The 2608-nt window shown below is 67.4% G+C and carries 5 protein-coding genes; 2 read left to right on the top strand and 3 right to left on the bottom strand.

What is annotated here, in order from left to right; all coding sequences use genetic code 11:
- A partial coding sequence (locus tag Q0U08_RS19690) for a class I SAM-dependent methyltransferase (RefSeq protein ID WP_298093485.1) occupies positions 1-503 on the top strand: 503 nt, incomplete at its 5' end.
- Positions 504-507: 4 nt separating this feature from the next.
- Here Q0U08_RS19690 and Q0U08_RS19685 read toward each other — a convergent pair.
- From Q0U08_RS19685 to Q0U08_RS19675, 3 genes are read right to left on the bottom strand one after another with little or no spacing between them, the layout of a single operon-like run.
- Positions 508-648: a DUF2256 domain-containing protein gene (locus Q0U08_RS19685; protein ID WP_298093483.1), complete on the bottom strand. Its 141-nt coding sequence runs from the start codon at positions 646-648 to the stop codon at positions 508-510.
- Positions 648-1748, bottom strand: a complete 1101-nt coding sequence (aroB, locus tag Q0U08_RS19680; RefSeq protein ID WP_298093482.1) for a 3-dehydroquinate synthase — start codon at positions 1746-1748, stop codon at positions 648-650. Before aroB ends, Q0U08_RS19685 begins: the two co-directional genes overlap by 1 nt.
- Positions 1745-2287 (bottom strand): shikimate kinase, encoded by a 543-nt coding sequence (locus tag Q0U08_RS19675; protein WP_112384000.1) that lies wholly within the window; start codon positions 2285-2287, stop codon positions 1745-1747. Before Q0U08_RS19675 ends, aroB begins: the two co-directional genes overlap by 4 nt.
- A gap of 80 nt (positions 2288-2367) precedes the next feature.
- Here Q0U08_RS19675 and Q0U08_RS19670 point away from each other — a divergent pair, with 80 nt between their 5' ends.
- Positions 2368-2502, top strand: a complete 135-nt coding sequence (locus tag Q0U08_RS19670) for a hypothetical protein (protein WP_260173116.1) — start codon at positions 2368-2370, stop codon at positions 2500-2502.
- Positions 2503-2608 lie beyond the last annotated feature (106 nt).

The following is a 2608-nucleotide window of genomic DNA, read 5'->3' as shown; positions in this document are numbered from 1 at the left end:
GCGTCTCGGTGTCGCTCACCGATTACCGCGACGTGACCGGCTCCTACGACGCCATCGCCAGCATCGAAATGGTGGAAGCGGTCGGCCAGGAATATTGGCCTGATTACCTCGACATGATCGCCCGGCGGCTGAAGCCGGGCGGACAGGCCGCGATCCAGTACATCACCATCGCCGACGACGTCTTCCCCGCCTATGCCGACAGCGTCGACTTCATCCAGCGCTACGTCTTCCCCGGCGGCATGCTCCTCTCCCAATCCCGCTTCCGCCAGCTCGCCCAGGCGCGCGGCCTGCACTGGCACGCCCCCCGCACCTTCGGCCTCGACTATGCCGAAACGCTAAAACTATGGCGCGAACGCTTTGATATCGCGGTGGCGGAGGGTCGTCTGCCCGCCCGCTTCGACGCGCGGTTCGTCGCCTTGTGGCGCTATTATCTGATGTATTGCGAGGGCGGTTTCCGCGGCGGCGGCATCGATGTCGCGCAGGTCACTCTGGTGAAGGCCTGAGGCCTCACCGCGCCTTGCGGCACCGATCCGAACAATACACCACCTGATCCCAGTCCCGCGCCCACTTCTTGCGCCAGGTGAACGGCCGCTCGCAGGCGGGGCAGACCTTGGTGGGCAAGTCCCGCTTGGCGACGCCGTTCGGCATCAGCGCGCCTCTTCGTCCAGAAACGCTTCCACGTCGGCCAGATCGACGCGGCTGTCGAGATAGGTCTGGCCGATCCCGCGTGCCAGCAGGAAGGGCAGGGTGCCAGCGCTCATCTTCTTGTCGTGTCGCATATGCGCGACCAACGTCTTGCCGGAGGCTGCAATTTCCGCCGCGGCCAGACCGTCGGGCAGCCCGCACGCGCGCATGTGCGCCGCCACCCGCGTCGCCTCCTGCCCCGTACAATATCCCAGCCGCGCCGAGTAGCGGAAGGCGAGCGCACACCCCGCCGCCACGCCCTCACCGTGCAGCAGCCGGTCGGAGAACCCCGCCTCCGCCTCCAGCGCATGCCCGAAGGTATGCCCCAGGTTCAGCAGCGCGCGGATACCGCTCGTCTCATGCTCGTCCGCCGCGACGATGCGCGCCTTGGCCGCCACCGCATGCGCGATCGCGTAAACCCGCGCCTCGCCGTCTCCGGCAATCAACGCCTCGGCATTCGCCTCACACCATTCAAAGAACGCAAAGTCGTCGATCAGCCCGTACTTCACCACCTCCGCATACCCAGCCCGCACCTCACGCACCGCCAAAGTGTCCAGCACGCCCGGATCGATCAACACCATGGCTGGCTGGTGAAAGGCGCCGATCAGGTTCTTGCCCGCGCGCGTGTTGATCGCGGTCTTGCCGCCGACAGACGAATCGACCTGGGCCAGCAACGTGGTCGGGATCTGCACGAAGCGGCATCCACGCTTCAGGATCGCGCAGGCGAAGCCGACCAGATCGCCGATCACACCGCCGCCCAGCGCCACGACATGGTCCTGCCGCTCGACCCCGAGTTCCAGCAGGCCGTCGCAAAGCTGCGCCAGGACCGGCCAGCTCTTAGTCTTCTCGCCCGGCGGCAGCACGATCGCCTCGCTCGCGACACCGGCGGCGGCCAGCGCGGCTTGCAGGGTGGCAAGGTGAGGACGCACATTCTCGTCGGTCACGATCGCCATCGTGCGGCCGCGCGCCAGCGGCGCTAGATGCTCGGCCGCACGCGCCAGCAGGCCCGCCTCGATATGGATGGGATAGCTGCGTGCGCCGAGCGCGACGGTGACGGTCTTCATCGTCCGATGGCCTTCAGAATGGCGGCGACCGTGGCCTCGTGGGGGCCGCGGTGGCTGGATACGTGGATGGGGGCAAGCGCGTAGATCGGGTTCCGCTTGGCCGCCAGATCGGCCAGCACCTGACGTGGATCGCGGCCGCGCAGTAGCGGACGGGTGTCGCGCTTGCGCACCCGCTCGACCAGCACGTCGGTATTGGCGGTCAACCAGATGGCGGTCGCCTGCTCCAGGATCAGCGCGCGCGTTTCATCGTTGATGAACGCGCCCCCGCCGGTGGCGATCACCTTGGGGCGGCCGTCGACCAGCCGGGCGATCACCCGCCGCTCGCCGTCGCGAAAATGCGCCTCGCCGAATTTTTCGAACATGTCGGCGATGGTCATGCCCGCCGCCGCCTCGATCTCGTGGTCGGCATCGACGAAAGGTACACGCAGGCGAGCGGCCAGACGGCGGCCGACGGTGGATTTGCCCACGCCCATCAGCCCGACCAGCACGATCGGCTGGCCGTCCCATGAGGCGGGGGCGGGGTTGTGGCTTTGCAACATCGCCACCTGCGCTATACAGCGGGACCGCGCCCGGCAACATCCGCTGGGCAACATTGCTTCATAGCCAAGGTTTGCGTCCCATGTCCCGCCTGGTCATTTCGCTTGTCGTCATCGTGGTCGTGGTCGTGGGTGGCATGGCGCTGCTGGGCGGTCGCGCCACCGAACGGCCAACGACCCAGGTCGAGAAGGCGGTTTCGCTTGCGAATCTTCAGTAAGCGCGCTGCATTCCTGACGTTGGGGCTGGTGGGCGCGGCTGCGCTCGCCTCGGCGCAGGATCGGCCGGAATCGCTGCTTCCACCCGGCTTCGGCGATCCCGCGCCC

The organism is uncultured Sphingomonas sp. (assembly GCF_946477935.1).
In the GTDB taxonomy this organism is placed as follows: domain Bacteria; phylum Pseudomonadota; class Alphaproteobacteria; order Sphingomonadales; family Sphingomonadaceae; genus Sphingomonas.
Note: the sequence above shows the minus strand (reverse complement) of the source record. Positions and strands in the feature narration are given on the sequence as shown.